The organism is Bombiscardovia apis (assembly GCF_033095945.1).
Taxonomy (GTDB): Bacteria; Actinomycetota; Actinomycetes; order Actinomycetales; family Bifidobacteriaceae; genus Bombiscardovia; species Bombiscardovia apis.
Genome location: NZ_AP026800.1, coordinates 1 through 23,090, shown reverse-complemented (window position 1 = coordinate 23,090; position 23,090 = coordinate 1). Strand labels below are relative to the sequence as shown.

Genomic DNA, 23,090 nt, shown 5'->3' with positions numbered 1-23,090 from the left:
GGTTCCAGAGAGATCCCGCCTTATACGACAACCAGTTAGTGGCCGCAAGGGGAAGAGATAATATGAAAATCAAGGATCTGACATTGCTAGAGCGAGCTTCCTTGCTCTCTGGGCGATCCATGTGGGACTCGCGCGGCATTGAGCGGGCCGGTATTCACAGCTTTGTCTTGAGCGACGGGCCCCACGGACTCCGCCGCCAGATGGGTTCTGGCGATAACTTAGGCATCGGCGAATCGAAGCCCGCTACCTGCTTCCCAACCGCCGGAACTGTGGCCTGTTCGTGGGATCCAGAACTGGCTGAAAGCATGGGACGGGCCTTAGGCGAGGAAGCTCGCAGCTTGGGTGTGAATGTAGTGCTCGGGCCGGGTATGAACATCAAACGCAACCCCTTGTGCGGCCGAAACTTTGAATATTATTCAGAAGACCCCCAAGTGGCAGGACACATGGCAGCGGGCCTGATTCGCGGCATTCAATCCCAAGGCGTGGCCGCAACTCCTAAGCATTTCGCCATGAACAGCCAAGAACTACGACGCCAGGCATCGAACTCGGTAGTAGACGAGCGGACTCTGCGCGAACTCTACCTAACTGGCTTTGAAATAGCAGTACGGCAGGCTCGCCCCTGGGCTTTGATGACCTCTTACAACATGGTTAATGGAACCTATGCCAACGAGAATAAGCATCTCCTTCAAGACATTTTGCGCGACGAATGGGGATTCGATGGCATGGTGGTCTCTGACTGGGGAGGTTCCAACAGCGCCATCGCGGCAGCAGCCAACGGTTCTTCCCTAGAGATGCCGGAAGCTGGTTTCGACTCCATGCGTCAGCTGGTCGCAGCCGTGCAATCTGGCGAATTAGCCGAGAGCGACCTCAATGCTCGCGCTGAAGAAGTGGCTAAATTAGCTAAACTCACCTATGACCCTCACATGAACCGAGAAGGGCTGCTAAGCAAGGAGCAGCAGCGCAAGCATCACGATGTGGCTCGCCACATTGCCGAAGGCTCAGCCGTGCTCTTACGCAATGAAAACAACTGCTTGCCCTTAGCTGCTGGCAGCAAGGTTGCACTTGTGGGAGACATGGCCAAAACACCGCGTTTCCAAGGATCGGGCTCCTCCAAAGTGAACGCTACCCAAGAAGAGAGCCTGCTTGAGCTCATGCAATCTGAGCACAATACCGGGTTAGAGCTAGCAGCCTACGCACAAGGTTATGACCGCCACGGCGAACGCAATCAGGCACTTATCGATGAGGCTGTGCAGGCCAGCAGTGGAGCAGACATAATCGTTGCCTGCCTAGGCCTCGATGAACGTAGTGAGTCTGAGGGATTAGACCGCTCCACAATGGACATTCCTCAAGCGCAAACCGACCTTCTGACCGCCTTGCATAAGACGGGTAAGCCAATCGTAGTGGTCTTAGTTGCGGGTTCCCCAGTAAGTACGGACTGGATTGATAACTGCGAATCCTTACTCTACATTGGTCTCGCAGGTCAAGCTTCCGCTTCAGCCACCCTCAACTTACTGACCGGCAAAGTTAACCCTTCAGGGCACTTGGCTGAAACATGGCCTATTGCATACGACGACTGCCCTTCCTCGGATGCATACCCGGAAACTGAACGCGATGTGGTCTACAAAGAAGGCCCCTTCGTGGGCTACCGTTATTACCTCTCAGCGGATGTGCCTGAGCGATTCCCCTTCGGCTTTGGTCTCTCCTACACGCATTTTACTTACTCCAACATGAGTGCAGACCGCCAAGGTGTCACTTTGAACGTGACTAATGACTCAGATAAGCCCGGCGCTACTGTAGTACAAATATATGTGAGCGCCCCCGAAGGTGGAGTATTGCGCCCAGTACGCGAGCTCAAAGGCTTCACCAAGGTAGCCCTTGATGCGCATGAAACCCGGCAAGTACAGGTAAGCTTTGACCAGTACACCTTCCGCCACTGGGACACAGACAGTAATGCTTGGCAGTGCGAAAGCGGCGAGTGGACCGTGATGGTGGGCTCTGATGCCCGCAGAATAGAGCTCTCCGCACCAGTGGAAATAGAAGGTAGTGTAGAGCCCAAACCGGCCGAACCTGCTTTGGGTCACTACCTGCAAGCCCAAGTAAAAGAGGTGAATGAAGAAGAGCTCAACGCCCTCTTCGGATACCCAGTAGTGCGTCAAGGAAAGCTCGATAGCTTCGGTCCAAACGATCCAATCTCTTCTTGGAAAGACTCGAAGTCTGGTCTAGCCCGCTTTGTGGCATCGTTCTTAACCAAGCGCGAAACCAAACAGGAAGCAAAAACCGGCAGTCCTGACCTCAATACTCTCTTTGTGCTCAACATGCCTCCTAGGGCTATGGCCAAAATGACCAACGGCATGATCAGCACGCAGATGGTGGATGCAATCGTTCGCATACCGAATGGCCACGCGTGGAAGGGCATCGGTGGATTTATTGCCGGATTCTTCCGCAATTCTTCGGCCAACCGCCGCACCAGAAAGGAACTCAACCATGAGTGAACAGAGCAAGAACACCAGCCCGGCAGCCAAGCAGTCTGCCAGTGAGGCCCAAGCCTCTGTTTCTAAGCACGCATCCGTACGTTGGTGGCAACAGTTTAGTACCCGCCACCCCGAGTTGGCCCAGTTCGTGGTTTTCACCGTACTTTCCAACGGTATCACCATCTTGCAGTTGGTTTTGATGCCCGTCTTGAAGGCCATATTTAACGGCACTTCTCTAGTAAACGTCTCCTTCCAATTCTGGAGAATGGGCACAACCGGTGGCACACCTTACTACCTCTTCGACTACGCTGCAGGAGCTATGAACCAAGGCGGTGGCGGTGGCTTGGCCTACTTCCTAGCGGTAGAAATTACTTTGCTCATTGCGCAAGTTATCAACTTCTTCCTTCAACGCAATGTGACCTTCAAATCTAATTCCTCTCCTTGGGTTGCAGCTTTTTGGTATCTCATCGCCTATATTGTTATCACAATCGTCGCGGCAGGATTACAGGGCTGGTATAAGGATCCGGTCTACAACTTCTTCCAGAACAGCTTGGGCTGGGGAACCACAGGTACGACCATCGCAGACTTCGTAACCATGATGATTAACGCACTCATCTCCTTCTGGGTCTTCTACCCCATCTTCAAGGTCATCTTCAAGCAGGAACCTGACGATGATTCCGTCCAAAGCAAGTCAGCAGTAAAGCAGTAATCCTCACCCCACCATTTTCAACCCGCCTGGGCTGTTACCGCGCAAAAAGAGAGTAGACTTCATACGTTCGGTAGCAGCCCTTTCACGGCGCAACCGCGCAGAAAGGGCACTATGACTCAGACAGCGCACACAGTCAGCAGCGCAGCTATGACTGCATCAGAACGCCCCTCTGCGGCCCCCGTGATTACTTTCGTTGTTCCCGCCTATAACATGGCCAATTACCTTGACCGCTGCCTGCGTTCCCTGCTCTCCAGTCAAGCTACAGACATTGAAGTTATTGTGGTAGATGACGGTTCACAGGATGCCACGGCCGCACTCGCAAATGGCTGGGCACACAAGCAGCCAGGGATTGTACACGTCATCAGCCAAAGCAACAAAGGACACGGCGGTGCAGTCAATGCCGGACTAAAAGAGGCCCGTGGCTTATATATTAAAGTCGTCGATGCAGATGACTGGGTAGATGCGGACTCCCTAGCACGTTTACTGCCTATTTTGCGCCAACAAGCCCAAACGCCCTCCCCTGTCGACATGTTTGTAAGCAACTATGTGTACGAAAAAGAGGGTCGCTCCCACAAGCACGTGGTGAATTTTCGTAGCGTAATGACTCCAGGCCGACTATTAACGTGGAATCAGCTCAAGCCATTTGGCATCGCGCAATATATGATTATGCACGCGCTTATTTTCCGCACCGACGTATTGCGTGAGGCCGCGACTCACCTGCCCGAGCATACTTTCTACGTCGATTTCATATACTCGTATCAACCGCTTCCTTACGTGCGCACACTCACCTACTTGGACTTAGATTTATATCGATATTACACCGGCCGCTCAGGGCAGTCCGTAGAGACCGCAGTGATGATTTCGAGAGTTGACCAGCTCCAGCTCGTCAATGCTCTTATGGTGCAAGCAACACCCGAGAAAGGCAGCGTTCCGGAAGGTCTCTACCGGTATATGATTCACTACCTATCCATCAACTGCACGGTTACTTCAGTTTTTCTTATCTTGTCTAAACAAGCAGAAAATTACAGGGCAAAAGAACAGCTTTGGCGGAATATGGAAGCAAACCGCCCACACATTGCTCGCGACGTAGAACGCACACTGCTGTGTAAACTTATCAATATGCCCGGCCAACCTGGGCGCTTGGCTGTACGCTTAGGATATAAGCTCGCAGAAGCTGCTGTGGGGTTCAATTAGAACCTTTCCACTTCCCCACTCCCTCTTTATGGTCTTAACCCTTCCCAGCGCCCTTGGAAGCCTATTCACCGTGTACTTGACTGAGTTTGCCTTGCACCCGAGGGAGCAGGACGCACAGATTAAACCAGTGATCTTGCGTCGTAATCGAAACCTCTCCCCCATACTTGTGCGCGATATGTTGAATAGATTTCACCCCATATCCGTGCAAGCCCTCCCCCTGCTTTGTGGTCTTGAGTTCGCCATCAGAGCGCCACGATAAGTCCGTTGTGAAATAGTTTTCTACACGGATGAGCGCGAACTGATCACTGGCATAGAGCGCAATGCGAGCTAACCGCTCTTCTTTGTTTGCAACCTGCTCCAGAGCCTCAATCGCATTGTCTAAAGCGTTACCAAAAAGAGTCGAAACATCCATCGCACTCATACCCTCCAGCAGACTGCCATCGGCAACGACACTTAGGCTAATCCCCTCTTGAGCACAAATGCGCTCCTTCGTAGAAAGCACTACATCTAGAACAGGATTGCCTGTGTGTTGCTGGGAACTATACTGCTGAACCAAGGCTTGTAATTGCTCAAAATCATGGGATTTAAGCTCAGGATCCAACTGCATCCGTAAGGCAGCAATCTGGTGTTTTAAATCATGAGAGATACGGGCCATAGCGTCGAGATTTTCCTTGGACCGCAGGTACTCCCGATGCTCACTATCAAGACGGGCATCGATGGAAGCCAATTCTGCATTTGCTTGATTCTGACGCAGCTGCTCCTGTTGTGCATACAAAACAGCAAAACCGCACAAATCAACCAAAGTACGAATATAGAACACTTCGACACCCACACGCCCGGAAAAAGGTGTGTTTGTGGAAACGAAGCTTAAGTTCGACATAGCGAACGTAACTACTGCAATTACTAATGAAATGAAGACCGAGCGCCGGGGGAGAGGGAAATTAACGTTGGAGAAGTTGCGTTTTTCCGCAACCCACGCCGCTAAACCGCAAGCTCCATATATGAACACCAACAGAATAAGAGAGACAAGAGTGAAATGAGAGCTAATTTTAGAGCGGAAGAAGGAATCTAACTGCCAGTGAAGGGAAGCGGCCAGCTCTGCCAGCACAAACGCACGGACAACTAAATATAGGCCACTCAATGACGATACACCAGAGCCAAGCACTATGAGCGCATACATCATGGCTACAGCTATACACATGCTAAAAAGCCAAAAAGCAAGGGGGAGTGTGCCTGCCCAATATTGCACACCGATTAAAGCCGCGAGGCCAACCACCAGGCAAATCGCTGTCCGCGCAAGCGGTACCCTTCGCCGTGCTGCTAGAAGGTATACCAAGCAAGCGCCCCACTCGCTTATGGCTGTATAGAGCCGAGGGATATCTGGTAGTGCGTTGAGAATTTGAGTATTCACTCTTGACCGCCTATGTAACTGGCGAGCGCTTCTAGAAAAGTCTTCTTACGCGGTCGACTCACGCGCAAATGCTCACCGGTAGACATGATGGACTCCTGGTCTTCTACGCCCACAACATGGGCCATATTGACGAGATAGCAGGAGTTCGAGCGGAAAAAGCCTTTACTCTCGAGCTGGCTTTGCAAGTCTTTCAGTGCAGTGTTGAGTGTTAAATCTCGGGAGAGGGTATGCATAACGCTGGTGTGGCGTACCGACTCTACATACACAATGTCATGTAAGGTCACTCGAGTAGATTTACCAGCCTCACCCACAATAATAGATTCTTCTACTCGCCCACGCACTTGAGCGATACTACGCTTAATTTCTTGACTGAACGCAAACCAGGGGAGCGGTTTGAGTAAGTAGGAGAGTGCTCCCACTTCGTAACCGTTAATTGCGTATTGGGGTGCTGAAGTAATGAATACGATAACTACTGACTGATCCTTGCGGCGCACCTGACGGGCTACTTCCACGCCATCTATTGGCTTCATCTGTATGTCTAGCAAAAGAATGTCGTACAGGGGAGCATAACCGTCAACGAACTCTAGGCCATTGGTGAAAGTTGCTGTCTCGAAGTGTTCACCTTGCTCTAGCGAATAGCGCTCTAAGTAGCTGGCTATGCGTTGGCAGCTCGCTGGATCGTCGTCTACGACTGCCACCCGAATTGCGCGCATTGACTAAAATACTCCCTCTGCACTGATTGGCATTTCATATTCACATGGTCAACAGTCGTTAGGAACATTCCATACGATCCGCACCTCATCTTTATTATCCCATACAAACCGAAGAAACACGAGGAATTATTTAAGAGCACAAGATAAATTCAAAACGAATAACAGCATCGTTACAGTCGATTTACCATCTTGCTGATCGCCTCGTTTCCATCCCACCAAACGCAAAAGGCGACCGCAAGCAATGAAGCTGCGGCCGCCTTGGGAATTGCTAGGAATCAGGCAGTACCCATAGGCAGGAATACCACCATAGAGAGCACGAACATGAAGACCAAGCCCGCCACCATAGGAACAGATGTGCGCTTGACAAGCTCCATCGGGCTCTTCTTAATAGAGCCGGAGACGATCATGATAACTGCCGAGACCGGGGAGACCGCACGCAAGAGGTTGCCTGCCAAGCCCATAGGCACGGAGACAGCCAGCACGTTGATACCAGCGGCCGCAGCCAGAGGAACCATAAGCGGCACCATAGCGAAGAAGAGAGCGGTACCAGAGCCGGAGAGAATCACGATGAGGGCAGTGAGTGCCACCAGGATGAGAGGGAGCACGAAGCCCATACCCGAACCGTTGGTGGACTTCATGACTTCCTGGAGGGAGGCGATAATGCCGATAGACTGCAGACCGGCCACGAAAATCGAAGCAGCTACCAAGAGCGCGACGATAGGCATAGCGCCACCCATACCGGTGAAGAAGGTATCAGTGCCCTTGAGGGTTTCCTGGCCCTGACGACTGCGGATAAGTTCGCAAATCACGGCTACCACGAAGGAGAGGATGGAGGCGAGCGCTACCGAGAGGTTGACCTTGGAACCAGTGATGGCATTGCCTGCGAAGACTGCCAGCAGAATGAAGATAGGCAGGAGGGGAAGCAGGGCGTAGACGGTGCGGAAGAGCTTGCCGCCTTCGGGTGCTGCCTCTTGAGCGGTCTCAATATCAATCTGCTCCAGCGAGACGCCGCCAGCCTTCTTGTCGAGGTACTTCTGCCAGAAGTAGTGCACCACAGCAATGACAATAAGGGTAGGAATCGAAATCAGAGCATGATAGCGGAAGACGTAATCGCTGGTGGTCAAGCCTGAGAACTGGCTGGTCTTGGCCAGCATGCCGGCGACTGCCACGTTGTCCGAACCTAGAGGAGTGGGGACGATGGTGGCGCTGGTGGCGATAACGGCTCCGGCAGAGAGCGTGCTCATGCCAGCCTGACGCAGGATGGGGAAGAGCGTTGCCAAAAGGATGATGGAGAGGTTGGAAGCGCTAGGAATCATCAGAGACAGGAGATTGCCTAGCAAGAAGGTGATGGGAACAAGGATATAAGTGGACTTAATCCTCATAATCGGCTTGGACAGCACCGAAACAGTTACCTTGTTGGCTCCAATATGGGACATGTACGAGGTGTAGCCGCCCAAAATCAAGATGATAAAGCCAGCGGAAGTGAGAGTGCCCAAGAACTGGTCAGCAACTGCCTGGAAAGGATCCAGCCACTTGATGCCAGTGGTTTTGAAGCCTTCTACGGAGATTTCCTTGCCCATAAAGAGGGCCACATACATAAGGACAATGCCCATGAGGAAGAGGGATATCTTAATATCCATCTTCTTAATCAGCATCCATACCACCACGGCAACGGCTAGGAGTGCTGCAATATAAGCAACAGCGGTCATGTAACTCTTTCTCTCTTTCTTATTTCTGTTGGCACTAGTATTAGCGGCACTTGGACATGGAATCCAGGAACCAAGTCCTGAATGCCTGACCATCGATGTCTACTGCCACTGAAGTATTGGGCTCGCGCTTGAGGTAGTTCTTCAAATCTACCGCAGTGCAGCCAGCCGTGAGGGAGCCGGAAAGCTCAACGCCCACGTATGCGTCTTCAAAAGTAAAGAGCTCGGGAGCCAGCAAGCAGGCCACCGCGCAGGGATCGTACATCTTCAAACCAGTGTTGAAACTGCCGCCGCGATACTTTTTAAACAAGCCATAAGCCATAGTACCCACCTTGCCCATAGCAGGGAGCTTGGCAGAATCCTCGGGCAGCACTAGCGCATCCCAGCCCACGTTGAGGCCGGCCATAGTGATAGGAACGCCCGATTGGAAGACAATTTCGGCTGCTTCGGGGTCAACGTAAATATTGAACTCGGACATAACGCCCTTGTTGCCGCGGGTAGTAGAGCCGCCCATGAGGACGATGCGCTCAATATTATCCTTGACTTCGGGGTAGGTCTTGAGCAGGAGGGCGATGTTGGTTAAAGGACCGATGGGCATCAGAGTCATCTTCTGGTCCGAAGCCAAAATGGTGCGACGCATAGCATCGACGGCGTTCTCCTTGAGCAGGAGAGAAGTCTTGGGCTCGGGGAAGTCGAAACCTTCCATGCCTGTCTTGCCGTGGATGTCGCTGGCATCCTCGAAGGGGCGCAGCAGGGGCTCGGCAGCGCCCTTAGCTACGGGAACGTCACACTCGTAGTAAGCCATCAGACGTAGGGCGTTGGCCGTGGTGGTCTCAACGCCGACATTACCGGCTACCGTGGTGATGAGCTGAACGTCTAGTTGATCGGAAAACAGCGCGATTGCAATAGCAACTGCGTCGTCAATACCAGGATCCGTGTCGATGATTACTGGTTTCTTACCCATGAAGCACCTTTCTTCGTTGACCGCTGCGGGTGAAAGCCTGTGTAACAAAGAACTTCCTACCAGGCTCTCGCGATACGAGGAAGCTCTCATGTCTAAGTGAACAGTATACACAATAAAACGTTTAATCAAAAAACGCTCCGAGCATTTAGATTCCTAGCTACGACTAGAATAAGACGAATGGCTTCGCTCAAATCTTCACTCACACAACCAGCTCCTTGGCTGGCTCGACTCATGCTAGTCTTCGCTGCCGCCGCTTGGGGAGCCGGCTACACCTTCGAAAAAGTAGCGCTGCGGCAGATGAGTGTGCAGTGGATTATGGGCGTTCGCTTAGTCATCGCAGTGGGCATTCTCACGCCGCTTATGTGGGGCAAACTCAAGCGCAGCCACTTACTCAGCATGCTCGTGCCCGGACTTTTGCTGGGCGTAACCTATTGGGGCGCTTTTATGTTCCAAATGCAGGGATTGCGTACCATTGGGCCCGGCCGTAACTCCTTCTTAACCGCTACTTACTGCGTGCTCGTGCCCTTCCTCGTATGGGCGCTCACCAAAAAGCGACCCGCTTGGCGCAACTTTATAGCCGCACTCTTGACCATCATCGGAGTTGGTCTCATCTCTTTGAGTCCAGACGATTCAGCCAAGCTCGCCTTGAGTTCTGGCGACCTGCTTACACTCGTTGGGGCTGTATTTTATGGGTCTAACATCGTGCTTGCAGGCGGGCTCGCAAAGAAGTTCGATGCCACCGTGCTCACCTATTATGAGCTGCTCATTGCGGGCGTGCTCTTCCTCTTCGGGGCCTTCATCAGTGAGCCCGTGCCCGGAATGCAGGCCTTCCAGCCGCAAGTAATCGGGGCACTGGCCTACCTCATTATTATTTCAACAGTGCTGGCGCAGAATATGCAGAATATCGCCTTTTCACAGGTGCCCGCTTCGCAAGGTTCGCTAATTTTGTGCACGGAAAGTCTCTTCGGCATGGCTATTTCCGTCATTGTTCTAGGAGAAGAATTGACCGCCGCACATATAGCCGGATTTGCAGCCATCTTTATCGCTATCGTCGTCTCCGAAGTTAACTTCAATCCGCGGCGACGTGTGGGGAAACAGGCAAGCGAAGGCTCTGGGGAGTCTGAGTAGGCATGCTCTCATCTCGCACCCGCTACCGCCATGAGCGTTTAGAGCGAGGGGAGAAAGCCGGCGGCATCGCTGATGGCAAGCTCGCTGCATTCAGGGATTGTTCATAGGGCAAATAGCTGGTCTCTTCGAGTCCGTAGCCATCACCTTCGCTGGGACCCTCGTAATTGCCTGGCATCCCATAATAATCGGCAGGCGGGCCAAGCTCGGGGTCTGCAGGAATTAAGTCGTATGGCATCTCGCGTTTGAAAAGATAGAAGATTAGCAGGAAGAAGGCCACCAAGTCGACGATGCTGCGGAAGCTGCCACTCCAAGGGCCGAAGATAGCCAGCACTAGTGCTGTGCGAAGCAGGTAGAAGAGAGCACGCATCCAGCCGTGGCGAGGCTTGGTTTCAAAACTCATATGGGTAAAGGCGCCGCCCAAAGTTTGACCTCTCCGGGCCAGAGGAATGAGAAGCTCAAAGAGTAACAAGCAGCCCACCTGCATTCCCATAACGAACACGTGGAGGCTTTCAGGGTGAGTTGAGAACTTGCCAATACCATAATCACCATTGGAGCGGTGGGTGGCCATTTTGTTGACGAACACTACTAGTCCGAAGCCTAGCGAGGAAGATATTGCATATGACAGCACGAGATCGACTGCCATTGCCACGCTGCGATGCATAAAGGAAGGGTTGAAGACCACTTCGGCAGCATCGGCCTTGCGGGGTGGGAATATCCAATTGACTAGCCCTGCGAAGATTAAACCAATGATGGCACCTGAAGTATTCCAAATAAGATCGTCAACATCAAAATGGCGGTAAGCGCAGCCAACTAAGCCGAAAGCACCAGTCAGCTGAGCTGTCTCAATCATGAGCGAAGTGAGGAAACTGGCGGGTATTGCAAGGTAAAAGCGCCATCGGAATACCCTGCCCATAATAAAGCCTAGGGGCACGAAGAAGATGATGTTGAACACGATTTGGAAGAAGGCTTCACGGCCGCCAGTGGCCAAATCAGTGAGAAATTGTAAGGGGTGAAGCTGGGCCGGATAGTGGTGGGTGGCACAGAAGAGAGCTCTGTTGTCAGGCATGGGCCACAAAGTGAAGAAGACCAAAGCCAGCAAGTATAGAATCACCAAGTACGCGGCTAGAGCTGAGCTGAACCGCAAACGATGGTAGCGGTGGTAAATCAGTGCCAAGACCGGCAAGGTTAGCAACAAAGATACGAAAGGCCACATCGCGATGGACATGGCAAAAGAGGAGCTAAAAGTACCGATGTATTGGAACATAGTTTCTAGTGTACGGTTTGAGATAAACGAACGCTCTCATACCCTGGTATGACGAGGGAATGAGAGCGTTACTACTAAAAGTTGCGATTAATCGTCTCCTAGCGTGACGTGGATACCGCCCACGAGGGATCCGACCACGTTGTAAAGGAAAGCACCAATCGTGGCTAAGACAACCACTAACACTATCTCAAAAATAGAGAAGATAGTTACCGAGCTGATGACGGTACCCAAGCTCAGGACCGAGCTTAAGTCCAATCCACCGGCATCGAGCCCAGTCTTGGAGACCATCTGGGTGATGTTATCAAACAAACCGATAGTGTTGAGCAAAACCCAGAGCAAGCAGGCAGCAATGACCTGAATAATACCGCCTGCAATCGCGAGGAGGAAGGACACCTTGGCCACGGACCAAGGCTCAACACGAGTGAGCGAGAGCTGCATGCGCCGGGCGCGAGGAACCTTAGCTTTGCCCAAATTATTGGGATTGACCGCAGCTTTAAAATCAGCAGATTCCTCGAACTGGGAGGCTGGCTCGTTGGCCCTAACCACCCGAGTAGGAGCAGCATCGGAGGATTTGCCCTTAATTCTTCCACTAACCGTGGTCTGAGTTTGCCCTGCCGCACCCTGCGACCGCTGCCTGGCCGAGACACGAGGGATGGCCTCGGAAGAAGCTGACGCAGCTAATCTCGGTTCGCCAACACGCCTAGCTTCCTTAACTTTGATTGGTTTCATATTGACTGAAGTGGCATCAGATTGGTCAATATCTATCTTTTGAGCCACTGCCAGCTTAGCTTTTGGGTCATTTTTGCTCTGCTTTGCAGCAGGCTTGCCTGAAGCCTGACTTGCCTGAGCTTTTTGCGGCTTTGCTGGGCTTCCATGAGTAGCCTTTGCAGCTTGCGTTATCCTGGCCTGAGTCGAAGCTCCCTCTTTCTTAGTTCGCGATTCTGTGCTGCGACCAGACGTTTGAACGGCAGACTTCTTCTGCTGAGCCACAGCCCGAGCAGCGGTCGATGTCTGAGTCGGCTTCTGAGCTTGCAGCTTCGCCTTTGGTACAGATCCCTGACCATTTTTCGTCTGAGTTTGCGCAGCCTTGCTCTGCTGGGACTCCGACTTTGCACTACTGAGAGTGCGCCCAGTACGTTCCTCGCCCTGCTCGGCCTTCTTGACCTCGGCTTTTTCGCCACCTTGTTGGCTCATCGGTGCTCCTTGATTTCTACCCAAGACAAACCCCACACGCTTGGAGCGCTGATGCTCCTTACTGTAGCGAGGCTACCAGCTTTAGGGCGGTAGTGCAGCAGCGACACTCGCTTCTCCACACTACCGCCGGACTCTGCCCTTCTTACTACTTACTCAGCCTGCTCAGCTTGAGTTGAAACTGCCTGCTCTTCGCTGGTAGTCTCAGCGGCGTTTTCTGCATCAACTTCGGTCTCATCGTCTTCTCGCTCAGCATTACGAGCGACAGAGAGAATTTCATCTCCCTTATCTGGTTTGGCTAATGTGACGCCCTGCGTGTTGCGCCCAGTGCGCTTAACCTCAGCAACGTCGGAGCGAATTACCTTGCCGGATTTCATAATGGCCATGACCTGATCAGTTTCGCTCACTACCAACGCTCCGACCAAAGAACCGCGGCCCTCAACCATAGCTATGGCCTTGACACCGTAGCCGTTTCGACCTTGGAGGCGATACTCAGACAGAGCAGTGCGCTTGGCAAAACCTTCGTCGGTAACCACAAGAAGGTCTTCGTTCGAATCCTCCGGCACCACGTCCATGCTCAGCAATTCGTCGTTTTCGCGGAACTTCATGCCTTGCACGCCAGCAGTTTGGCGGCCCATCGGACGCAAGGTTTCGTCGTCGGAGGGGAACTTCACGCTCATACCTTTGCGGGAGACCAAAATAATGTCGTCTTCCTTATTGCACAAGGCAGCGCCCACGAGCTCATCGTAAACTGGCTCTTCGCCTTCGCCGTCTGCACTGGGCTGAGTAAGCGGATTGCCTGCTTCGTCTTCCATCTGGACCAGGCGCACTGCAATCAAGCCACCCTGGCGAGGAGAATCGTACTCAGACAAGCGAGTCTTCTTGACCTTGCCACTGCGAGTTGCCAATACCAAATAATCAGCATCATCGTATGCGTGCAAGGAAAGTACTTGCTCGATTTGCTCACCCGGGCTCAATTGCAAGAGGTTGGCTACATGCTGACCCTTGGAATCACGCGAACCCTCCGGCAATTCATAAGCTTTAATACGGTAGACGCGACCCTTGTTAGTAAAGAAGAGTAACCAGTTGTGGGTCGAAGTCAGGAAGAAGTGGTCGACCACGTCTGCTTCGCGCAACTTGGTACCCTTGATGCCCTTGCCTCCGCGATGCTGGGCACGGTATTCATCGGCCTTAGTGCGCTTCACGAAGCCTGAGTGCGTGACGGTAACGACCACGTTCTCATCGGCAATCAAATCTTCCACATTCATCTCACCCGAGTAGGGCAGAATGCGGGTGCGGCGCTCATCGCCATACTTCTCAACAATTTCATCCATCTCGTCGCCCACAATGCGGCGCTGACGCAGGGGGTCGGCCAAGATGTCGTTGTAATCCTTGATCTTACGCATGAGCTCTTCGTGCTCGTCAAGAATCTTCTGACGTTCCAAAGCAGCCAAGCGGCGCAACTGCATAGCCAGAATTGCGTCTGCCTGTACTTCGTCCACATCAAGCAGGTTCATTAAGCCCGAGCGAGCGCTCTCCACATCTTTGGACTTACGAATGAGGGCGATGACCTCGTCGATCATGTCCAGAGCCTTCAAATAGCCCTGAAGGATGTGGTCACGATCCTCGGCTTCGCGCTTCAAATACTTGGTGCGGCGCTCAATTACGTCGAGCTGGTGGTTAACCCAATGGCGGATGAAAGCATCCAAACTCAAGGTGCGCGGCACACCATCGACCAAGGCCAACATGTTCGCACCGAAGGTCTGCTGGAGTTGAGAATGCTTGTAGAGGTTGTTTAATACAACCTTGGGCACTGCATCTCGCTTCAAGACGAGTACCAAGCGCTGACCAGTACGACCTGAGGTTTCATCGCGCATGTCGGCGATGCCTTGAATCTTACCGTCGCGCACACCCTCGCGAATGGACACCACCAGGCGATCAGGATTGACCTGATAGGGCAGCTCGGTGACTACCAAGCACATACGGCCATTGATTTCCTCGGTGTTGACCACTGCGCGCATGGTAATCAAACCACGACCAGTGCGGTAAGCCTGCTCAATACCCTTATGACCCAAAACCGTTGCACCAGTAGGGAAGTCAGGGCCCTTAATCACAGAAATCAGTGCGTCAAGGAGTTCTTCCTTGCTGGCATCTGGGTGTTCCAAAGCCCAATGCACACCCTGAGCCACCTCGCGCATGTTGTGGGGAGGAATATTAGTAGCCATACCCACAGCAATACCCGCGGAACCGTTGACCAAAAGGTTAGGGAAGCGGGAAGGCAGGACGGTTGGCTCTTGGGTCTTACCATCGTAGTTGGGGATGAAATCGACAGTGTCTTTGTCGATGTCACGCACCATCTCCATAGCCAACGGATCCATACGGCACTCGGTGTAACGCATGGCGGCTGCGGGATCGTCGCCGGGGGAGCCGAAGTTACCTTGGCCGTCGATAAGCGGGTAGCGCATGGACCAAGACTGAGCGAGACGCACAATAGTGTCGTAAATGGCGGAATCGCCGTGGGGATGATACTTACCCATAACGTCGCCAACCACACGAGAACACTTATTATAGCCGCGATCTGGTCTATAACCGCCGTCGTACATAGCGTAGATAACGCGACGGTGCACCGGCTTCATGCCATCTCGCACATCTGGCAGCGCACGCTCCACAATCACGGAGATGGCGTAGGACAAGTAAGAGTCCTTCATCTCCTTTTGCAGGTCGATAGGCTGAATACGCTCACCCTTTAAGAGGCCGTAGTCGGTGTTGTCCATCTCCTGCGGGCTCAAGGGTTCGCGCGAACCGTCGGGAAGGTTAATCCCGCCGAGCCCTTCCTCGTTGTTATTCGTGTTGTTCTCGTCTGCCACGGTAAGTCCTTAAGATTACAAATCAGATGAAAAGTTAGGTCGATGCTCTCTAAGATGGGGCAGACGGTTTTTAAATCGCCCGCCCCAGACAAATCAGGCGTCTACGAAGCGCACATCCTTGGCGTTGCGCTGAATGAAGAGCCTGCGGGGTTCTACTTCGTCGCCCATAAGCATGGTGAAGGTTTCGTCGGCTTGAGCCGCGTCTTCAATGTGAATCTTCTTCAAGATGCGGTGGTCGGGATCCATCGTAGTTTCCCACAGCTCCTGATAGCTCATCTCACCCAGACCCTTGTAACGCTGGATGCCTTCGCCCTTGGGCAGCTGACGACCCTTATCTTTACCCTCTGCCAGAACACGGTCGCGCTCTGCATCGGTGTATACGAAGTCGTGGGGACCCTTGGTCCACTTGAGACGATAAAGAGGGGGCATTGCCACGTATACATAACCGGCGGTAATCATCGGGCGCATATAGCGGAAGAAGAGCGTCAGATTGAGTGTAGCGATGTGAGCACCGTCCACGTCGGCGTCGGCCATGATGATGACCTTGTGGTAGCGCACCTTGGAGAGGTCAAAGTCCTCACCATAGCCGGCACCAACCGCGGTAATAAGTGATTCGATGGTGTCAGACTTCATCATGCGATCGAGAGAAGCGCGCTCCGTGTTCAAAATCTTGCCTCGCAGGGGCAAAATAGCCTGAGTCAGGGGATTGCGACCCTGAATAGCTGAGCCGCCTGCGGAATCGCCCTCGACGATGAAGAGTTCGCACTCATCAGGGTCGTTGGACTGGCAGTCCTTGAGCTTGTCGGGCATGCCGGCCGTCTCAAAAATAGACTTGCGACGGGTAGATTCGCGCGCCTTTTTAGCAGCAATACGGGCCCGAGAAGCATCAATACCCTTTTGAATAATGGCTTTTGCTTCGCTAGGGTGAGCATCGAACCAATCCGTTAAACGCTCGGTCATCACGCGCTGCACGAAGGTCTTGGCCTCAGGATTGCCCAGCTTCGTTTTGGTCTGGCCCTCAAACTGGGGGTTGGTCATCTTGACTGAAACCACAGCGGTTAGGCCCTCGCGCACGTCGTCGCCGGAAAGGTTTTCATCCTTATCTTTTAGGATGTTCTTCTCACGAGCGTAACGGTTGACCATCATCGTAAGCGCCGCTCGGAAGCCCTCTTCGTGGGTACCGCCCTCGGTCGTGGAAATGGTGTTGGCGAAGGTGTGCACCGACTCGGAATAGGCGCCCGTCCACTGCATGGCAATTTCAGCAGAAATACCAAGATGCAAGTCCTCGGCCTCAAAGTCGATGATGTCATCTTCAACAGGAGTGGCTTTCTTAGTGGTGACCAAGAAGTTCACATAGTCACTAATACCATTCTCATAGCGGTAAGTCACCGTCTGCTCACGGCTGGCTGGCTCATCTTCACCAGCTACTTCGTCCCCAGCTAAGTCAGGCTGACGCTCATCGGTTAGTGTGAGGCGCAGGCCCTTGTTGAGGAAGGCCATCTGCTGGAAGCGAGCGCGCAAGGTCTCAAAATCGTAGACGGTCGTCTCGAAGATTTCGGAATCTGGCCAGAACGTAACGGAAGTGCCCGTTGCCTCGTCTGGCCCCAGCGGCTCGTCCTTGGATAGGGGAGCCTGTGGATGCTGGTTGAGGTAAGTCTGATGCCAGTGGAAGCCCTGCCGGCGCACTTCAACCTCAATGCGAGTGGAGAGAGCGTTGACCACGGAAATACCCACACCGTGCAGACCGCCGGAAACTGCATAGCCGCCGCCACCAAACTTGCCGCCTGCGTGGAGCTTAGTCATCACCGTCTCAACGCCGGAAATGCCTTCGCCGGGCACTTCGTCGACAGGAATACCTCGGCCGTTGTCGTCTACGCGAATGCCGTTGTCTGGCAGAATAGTAACTTCGATGTGGTCTGCATAGCCTGCCAGCGCCTCATCGACTGAATTGTCGACAATCTCATAGACTAAGTGGTGTAAACCCCTAGGACCGGTTGAGCCGATATACATACCCGGACGGATACGCACAGCTTCAAGGCCCTCAAGCACGCGCAAATCGCTCGCATCATAATGTTCTGGAGCTAGCGAATCATCTAATTGGGCGTTTCCCAGCTGACTTTCTTGGATATTCGAAGCCCCATCCTGCATCTGCTCGTCAGGACGCTTAGCATCCTGCGAATCTTGAGACAAGTCCGTATTACGCTCTGCCACAGAGATTCCTTCCTAGACCCTAAACCTCTTTACAAGGGTCAAAATTTGGTTCGTACGCTCTAAAACGCCTAAAAAAGGCCCATGCACACGTTTAACCGTTTACCCTTATTTTACCAGCCGCACGCGACGAAAACCGCTCAGAAAGCAGTCTACGCACAAATTAGCCTTTGGGATTGGCCCAGCTGCGCCGAACGAAAGGATGGTGAGAGAACTGCTGACTGCGCGGTCCTGTCACTATTATTTCTTCCACTGGCATCTGTAAACGCTCTGATATCTTTGAACGCAACTGTGGCACCATATAAGTCAGCTGAGTCGCCCAAACAGTAGTGCGAGCTTGAATCGTTAAGCGCCCCTGCTCATAGGAGGTCACCGTTGAATGCTGGGCAATAACTGGTCCGACAACCTGATCCCAATGACTACTTAATTGGGCAATTTTGAGGTGAGGAGTCCAGCCACCCTGCTGCGCGATACCTTCCAAAACCGAAGATAATCCGTTGGGATCGCGGCCAGGCTTACCAAACGCTTGCCAAGCCAGCTGCGAGCGCTCTTCTCGTTCCTTGCGCGAGTTGGAACGCTTGACGAACCGACCAAAAATCTGTGCTGGCAACTTGCGCTGATCCAAGCGGAGCTCTGCGGCAATCGGCCGTTTCATAGGTGTATCTCCTCAAGCCGTTCCCGATGGACTTGAGCCAATCGAGCCAAATCAACGAGATGGGCGCTGTCGAGCTCAGGTACATCGCTAGCAGCGGCAACGGTAATCAATACTTGGTCTTGAGACTGGGCAAAGTTGAGAATTTGCGAGCGCCTGTCTGGATCGAGCTGAGCAAATACATCGTCTAAAACTAAGATAGGCTGCACACCGTTTGCCTGGGTTAATAGCTGATATTCTGCCAGCCGTAAAGCTAAGGCTAAGGTCCACTCTTCACCATTTGAAGCGTAATCTTTGGCATCCATACTATTTAAGATGAAAGCTATATCGTCCCGCTGTGGGCCTATGAGATTTTGCCCGCGAGCCAGTTCGCCTGGATAAATGCGTTGAAAATGCTGGCTGATGAGGGCTGCACTCTCCTGACTCACCCCAGATTGCACCACCTCCTCGAATGAGGGTTGGTAAGTCAAGGCCACTTCTTGGTCGGAGCCCGCGAGCTGGCGATAGATGGTTTGTAGGGGGTCTTGCAGCTGCTCAATAAGACGCATGCGCCGGGCAGTTAATTCCATACCTAACCGGATGAATTCGCCAGTCCATACCTCAAGAGTACTTAAAGCGGCTTCATTATTAGCTTGCGACCCCGAATCAGCTCGTTCTTGCGCCCTAGAAAGTTGTTTAAGGAGGGCACCGCGCTGTTGGGCTATATGGGACACATTTTGCTTCAGCTGATAATAGCTTGGATCTAGTTGTGATGCGCTTTGGTTGATAAATGAGCGCCTACCACCCGGATCGCCAGTGACTAACCGCTGATCTTCCGGCGAAAAGGTAACGGATGGAATTTGCCCCACTAAATCGCGCATATAGAGGGAAGAACCACCGTTAATCCTGCCTCTGTTGGCCCCGCGGAGAGGAACAGTGACCTCGTAAGTAGTGGTTTGGCCCTCAGATTGGGCGTTGGCCCGCACAGTGGCCTTGTTCTGACCGCGCTGAACAAGTGGAGCTGACGACGAAACTCGGTGACTAGACCCGGTTGAGAGTAATTCCACTGCTTCAACGAGGTTGGTTTTGCCCAGACCGTTGGGCCCGAGCAAGATGTTAACGCCTGGCTCCAAATCGAGCACTAATGACTCCCATGAGCGGTAGTGATCTACAGCCAGGCGCGAAATGTACACTTCTTACTTCCCTTGTCTTACTCAGCCCTTGTAGGAGCGGCTCACGACTCTGCTCTTCGTGAGCGAGTCTCAGACGTTGAACCTCATGGGTACGAGCAGGTAGCGGTAGGTCATCGATTCGTCGGAATCTGCTTCCTGCTGACCGTTAAATTCCACGGCCTTGACCGCGGAGGTCATCTTGATGCGCACGAATGGCTCACTAATGGCTGAGAGGCCTTCAATTAGGTAAGTGGGATTGAAAGCTACGGTGATGTCTTCGCCATCCATATCAATTTCGAGCACTTCGTGGGCCTGAGCTTCATCAGCAGCACCAGCGCTTAAAGTAATTTCATTGCTGCTAAAGACCATACGGATGGGGGCGGAGCGCTCGGCCACAAGGGCTACGCGCTTAATAGCGTCGAGCAAGGCTTGCTTGCCGACAACTGCTTGGATGGGGTATTCGTCTGAGAAGAGGCGGTCTACTGCTGGGAATTCGCCGTCGATGAGCTGGCAGGTGGAGACGCGTCCGGCATTTTCAATGCCCACAATCTTAGGGTTGTCTTGGTTGAAATCGACTACCACGTTCTGGTGCTCATCCAATGATCTAGAAATGTCACGCAGAAGAGATCCGCGCATAAGTAATGTGGTTTCGATATCTGCGGATTGCGGGGTCCAAGTGAAACTGGCTTGGGATAGACGGAAACGATCCGTGGAGGTCATGACAACCTTGTCACCGGTGATTTGAGTTTTGATGCCGGTGAGGACTGGGCGATTTTCTTCGCGTGAAACGGCGACGATAGCTTGAGAAATGGCTTGGCTGAAAGTTTGAGCATCGACCTGCCCCAGTTGTCCAGGTAGTTCTGGCAAAGCTGGGTATTCATTATCGGGCATCAACTGCATGGTAAAGGTTGATTTCCCTGAGGTAATAGTGATTTTGGAACCTTCGGTGGCCATATAGGTTTTCTCTGAAGGCAACGATTTGGTGATGTCAGCAAGTAACTTGCCCTGTACTAGGACCGAACCGGGTTCGTCGATGCCAGCCTCTATGTGGTGGCGAGCTGAAGTTTCGTAGTCGAAAGCGGAGAGCTTAAGTGTTCCGTCAGTTGCCTCTAGGCGAATGCCTGCGAGGATGGGAGTTGCTGGACGGGCTGGGATAACGCGAGTGGTCCAGGCGACAGCGTCGGAAAGAGCCGCGGAGTTAATTTCTACTTTCATGTGAGCCTTCTTGTCGATGTGCAAAGTATTCGATGTTTTCATTCTAGCGGTCTTGGCGAGAGCTTAGTGAGAATAGCTTGGTTTGGAATTGATAATGAGAATGAAGAAAAGTTGTAAGACGTAAGTAGTCATATACATAAGCACGGTGGATAGTGTGGATAAGTGTTTGAAAGCCCGGCAGAACGCCAACGAAGGATCCGAGAAGATGAAGAGAAAAGTGTGGATAAGTGTGGATATTCTCATAAGTTATCCACTGTGGATAAGTAGAATTTTAATTGTCCACAAAAAATGTGATCCTATTCCCATCTTACGCACGGGTTATCCACGGAATTTTAGCGGTTATGCGCAGGGTTTGCCCACATCCGTGAATAAGTCTGTGGATAACTTTCTTTCTTTTTATCCACATATAGGCGTGTCGCTTAATTAGATTGGGGCTGCTTGAGACGAACAGTCAACTCCATAACATAGTTATAAATCTCGCGCTTTTCCTGCATCTCGTTAGAAATTCGCGTATAGGCGTGCATTACTGTGGTGTGGTCCCTGCCGCCGAAAACCTCGCCAATGTCTACCAGAGACATAGAAGTCATCTCACGGGCCAGATACATGGCAATCTGGCGAGCAAGAGCGATGTTCTTGGTACGCGTGCGGCCCACCAAATCGTCGAAAGTGAGATGGAAGTATTTGGCCACCTGAGAAATGATGTCAGTGGGCTTGACTTCTACATCGGTTGCAAAATAATCTTCCAGCGTTTGCTCGGCTAAAATCCTAGTAACTGGCTGATTATTCAAGGATGCAATCGCTGTGACGCGATTCAAAGCACCCTCAAGTTCTCGAATATTTTCGGTGAAGCGCTCAGCAATAAGATCGAGGACCTCGTTTGGTACTGTAATCCCGTTGATGTTGGAAATCATCCGTAAAATAGCAACGCGTGTCTCTCGATCCGGAGGCTTAATATCTACGGTCAGGCCTGAATCAAAGCGTGAGATAAGGCGCTGCTCGAAGCCTTTGAGGTTTTTGGGCACCACATCAGATGCAATCACAATACGCTTATTGGCATCGTGTAAGGAATTAAAGGTATGGAAGAATTGGTCTAAGGTAGCTTCCTTGCCGCCTAAGAATTGAATATCGTCAATAAGGAGTACGTCTACCTGCCTATAGCGGCGGTTGAATTCAGCTATCTGGCCTTGGCTGCGATTTGGATCCTGCAGAGCCTCGATGAATTCGTTGGTAAATTCCTCACTGGTGACGTAGCGCACCTTTAGATGAGGGTCTTTAATCAGGGCATAGTTGCCTATGGCGTTGAGCAAGTGGGTTTTGCCCAGTCCCGAGCTGCCGTAAATACACAAGGGGTTGAAATCGCGGCCGGAGCCCTCAGCCACTGCAAGTGCGACGGTACGGGCGAAACGGTTGGAATCTCCGGGCACAAATGTCTCGAAAGTTGCGCTCTTATTGAGGTGTGTTTCCGGATCTTGCTCCACCCGATTTTGACCCATTGAAAATTCTGGAAGTGGGAAGGACTGCCCCGAAGAAGCTGATTCTGTTGGGACCTGACTAGAAGCGTAGGGCTCTTCGGTATGAGTCTGTTCGGTATAAGAAGGAGTTGAGAAGGACTGCGAAGAGTAAGGCTGAGCGGTGGGCTGCACCTGGGGAATCTGCTGACTGGAGGCTGTCGAGACTACATGTTGCTGCTGGATGACGGGCTGAGCCGGCTGAGCTGGCTGAGCTGGCTGCTGAACAGGGGCGCTGGTTGGCGCGGAAGTCGTGTTGGCCGACGAAGACACTTGGAAAGCAAAGGGATCGAAACTGCCTTGCTGCGCTGGGGCAACAGGTTGAGATGTGACACCTGGCTGGGCAAAGTCTTGGTTTGGAGTGGCCTGGTTCGATTGAATCGACTCGCTTGGTGGGGCCGTAGCGAGAGTCACCTGCTCTGTTTGCGCTTGGGCTAGAGTGGTTTCGGTTGCTTCAGGGCGGTTTTGGACGATTTTGATGGCCGGAATCATGTCTTGTCCGGAAACCATTTTGAGAGCTGCGAGTAGGGGTTGACTCAAATCAGTTTGAACTGCTTCTTGGGCCGCGCGCGAAGAAACAGCGAGCACAATTGTAGTTCCGAAAACAGCTTCGGGAGTAATGTCTGCCAACCAACCCTTGTCACGGGCAGTCAAAGCGTCGCTGAATTTGAGAACCTGAGAGGCGGCTGTCCAGATTTGCCGGGCTTCTTGCGTAGGATCCAGCTGATCTTGAGCCAT

16 protein-coding genes are annotated in these 23,090 nt (G+C 52.5%); 4 read left to right on the top strand and 12 right to left on the bottom strand.

Annotated elements, in window-relative coordinates:
- Positions 1 to 62: 62 nt before the first annotated feature.
- From R8377_RS00080 to R8377_RS00070, 3 genes are all read left to right on the top strand, one after another.
- Positions 63 to 2,492 carry a glycoside hydrolase family 3 C-terminal domain-containing protein gene (locus R8377_RS00080; protein ID WP_317642941.1) on the top strand — a complete coding sequence of 810 codons (2,430 nt, stop codon included), beginning with the start codon at positions 63 to 65 and terminating at the stop codon, positions 2,490 to 2,492.
- Positions 2,485 to 3,180, top strand: a complete 696-nt coding sequence (locus R8377_RS00075) for a hypothetical protein (RefSeq protein ID WP_317642940.1) — start codon at positions 2,485 to 2,487, stop codon at positions 3,178 to 3,180. The genes R8377_RS00080 and R8377_RS00075 overlap by 8 nt, the downstream gene beginning before the upstream one ends.
- A 147-nt stretch (positions 3,181 to 3,327) precedes the next feature.
- Positions 3,328 to 4,374, top strand: coding sequence for a glycosyltransferase family 2 protein (locus tag R8377_RS00070; RefSeq protein ID WP_317643750.1), 1,047 nt, complete (start codon positions 3,328 to 3,330; stop codon positions 4,372 to 4,374).
- A 61-nt stretch (positions 4,375 to 4,435) separates the two neighbouring features.
- Here R8377_RS00070 and R8377_RS00065 read toward each other — a convergent pair whose 3' ends face one another.
- The 4 genes from R8377_RS00065 to rihC all read right to left on the bottom strand — a co-directional run bounded on the left by R8377_RS00065 (position 4,436) and on the right by rihC (position 9,168).
- Complete coding sequence (locus R8377_RS00065) at positions 4,436 to 5,785, bottom strand: GHKL domain-containing protein (protein WP_317642939.1); 1,350 nt, start codon at positions 5,783 to 5,785, stop codon at positions 4,436 to 4,438.
- Positions 5,782 to 6,498: a LytR/AlgR family response regulator transcription factor gene (locus tag R8377_RS00060; protein ID WP_317642938.1), complete on the bottom strand. Its 717-nt coding sequence runs from the start codon at positions 6,496 to 6,498 to the stop codon at positions 5,782 to 5,784. The genes R8377_RS00065 and R8377_RS00060 overlap by 4 nt, the downstream gene beginning before the upstream one ends.
- A 275-nt stretch (positions 6,499 to 6,773) precedes the next feature.
- Positions 6,774 to 8,207 (bottom strand): C4-dicarboxylate transporter DcuC, encoded by a 1,434-nt coding sequence (gene dcuC / locus R8377_RS00055; protein WP_317642937.1) that lies wholly within the window; start codon positions 8,205 to 8,207, stop codon positions 6,774 to 6,776.
- Between the two features lie 40 nt (positions 8,208 to 8,247).
- Complete coding sequence (rihC, locus tag R8377_RS00050; RefSeq protein WP_317642936.1) at positions 8,248 to 9,168, bottom strand: ribonucleoside hydrolase RihC; 921 nt, start codon at positions 9,166 to 9,168, stop codon at positions 8,248 to 8,250.
- 177 nt (positions 9,169 to 9,345) lie between these two features.
- On the opposite strand from rihC, the gene R8377_RS00045 reads away from it, so the two are divergent.
- Positions 9,346 to 10,296, top strand: coding sequence for a DMT family transporter (locus R8377_RS00045; RefSeq protein WP_317642935.1), 951 nt, complete (start codon positions 9,346 to 9,348; stop codon positions 10,294 to 10,296).
- A 22-nt stretch (positions 10,297 to 10,318) separates the two neighbouring features.
- Here the strand turns inward: R8377_RS00045 and R8377_RS00040 are convergent, their stop codons facing one another.
- From R8377_RS00040 to dnaA, 8 genes are all read right to left on the bottom strand, one after another.
- Positions 10,319 to 11,560, bottom strand: coding sequence for a VanZ family protein (locus tag R8377_RS00040; RefSeq protein WP_317642934.1), 1,242 nt, complete (start codon positions 11,558 to 11,560; stop codon positions 10,319 to 10,321).
- Positions 11,561 to 11,647: 87 nt separating this feature from the next.
- Positions 11,648 to 12,214, bottom strand: a complete 567-nt coding sequence (locus tag R8377_RS00035) for a DUF3566 domain-containing protein (protein WP_425605051.1) — start codon at positions 12,212 to 12,214, stop codon at positions 11,648 to 11,650.
- Positions 12,215 to 12,903: 689 nt separating this feature from the next.
- Positions 12,904 to 15,618, bottom strand: coding sequence for a DNA gyrase subunit A (gene gyrA / locus R8377_RS00030; protein WP_317642933.1), 2,715 nt, complete (start codon positions 15,616 to 15,618; stop codon positions 12,904 to 12,906).
- Positions 15,619 to 15,711: 93 nt separating this feature from the next.
- Positions 15,712 to 17,766 (bottom strand): DNA topoisomerase (ATP-hydrolyzing) subunit B, encoded by a 2,055-nt coding sequence (gene gyrB, locus R8377_RS00025; protein WP_317643748.1) that lies wholly within the window; start codon positions 17,764 to 17,766, stop codon positions 15,712 to 15,714.
- A 223-nt stretch (positions 17,767 to 17,989) separates the two neighbouring features.
- Complete coding sequence (locus R8377_RS00020) at positions 17,990 to 18,481, bottom strand: DciA family protein (protein WP_317642932.1); 492 nt, start codon at positions 18,479 to 18,481, stop codon at positions 17,990 to 17,992.
- Positions 18,478 to 19,650, bottom strand: coding sequence for a DNA replication/repair protein RecF (gene recF / locus R8377_RS00015; protein ID WP_317642931.1), 1,173 nt, complete (start codon positions 19,648 to 19,650; stop codon positions 18,478 to 18,480). The genes R8377_RS00020 and recF overlap by 4 nt, the downstream gene beginning before the upstream one ends.
- Before the next feature lie 69 nt (positions 19,651 to 19,719).
- Positions 19,720 to 20,844 (bottom strand): DNA polymerase III subunit beta, encoded by a 1,125-nt coding sequence (gene dnaN, locus R8377_RS00010; protein ID WP_317642930.1) that lies wholly within the window; start codon positions 20,842 to 20,844, stop codon positions 19,720 to 19,722.
- 419 nt (positions 20,845 to 21,263) lie between these two features.
- The gene (gene dnaA, locus R8377_RS00005; protein WP_317642928.1) at positions 21,264 to 23,090 is read right to left on the bottom strand and encodes a chromosomal replication initiator protein DnaA; all 1,827 of its coding nucleotides are present in this window, start codon (positions 23,088 to 23,090) and stop codon (positions 21,264 to 21,266) included.